Genomic DNA, 560 nt, shown 5'->3' with positions numbered 1-560 from the left:
ATTAGATACAATCTTAAAATCTTCTTTTATATCATCTATAATGATATTGCTTTGTTTTATTTTTAAAGAAGTTTCATTGTTAAAATTTGTATTTTTTATTATAGTATCTGTATTTTCTTTTGTATTGTTTTCTTGATTTGAATTTAAAGAAAGTTCTTTGAAATTTATACTTTCTTTTGTATTACTTTTTTGATTTAAGTTTTTATTTATTTCTTTATTTTCATTTTTATTGATTGTTTTATCTTTGTTATTTAATTCTTCATTGATAATAAAAGAACTCATATAAGTTTGATAAGCATGTTCTAAATCTTTAAAACCAAGTCTTTTAAATTCATCAATACTTTTATAAAGTTCTTTTCTTGCATTTAAATAAGTATCATTTAGTTTGTTTTTATGAGAGATAAAGATAGTATAAAAGCTAGAGTTAAATTCTAATTCTTTTATTGTGTTTTCATCAAATAAAGCTTGCTTATCTTTATCATATAAAACATAATCTTCACAAAAATATAAAGCTTTTAATAAATAGGGTTTTGAATTAATGTTGATGTTGTTGATATCTT

1 protein-coding gene is annotated in these 560 nt (G+C 19.1%); it reads right to left on the bottom strand.

Features of this window, described 5'->3' with window-relative positions:
* The coding region (locus L8X33_RS08675) for a hypothetical protein (protein ID WP_263670504.1) at window positions 1-560 on the bottom strand (560 nt) is incomplete at both ends.

Source organism: Campylobacter sp. CNRCH_2014_2849, assembly GCF_025772845.1.
In the GTDB taxonomy this organism is placed as follows: Bacteria; Campylobacterota; Campylobacteria; order Campylobacterales; family Campylobacteraceae; genus Campylobacter_D; species Campylobacter_D lari_D.
The sequence above is the reverse complement of the archived record's forward strand: the minus strand, read 5'-3'. Positions and strand labels throughout refer to the sequence as shown.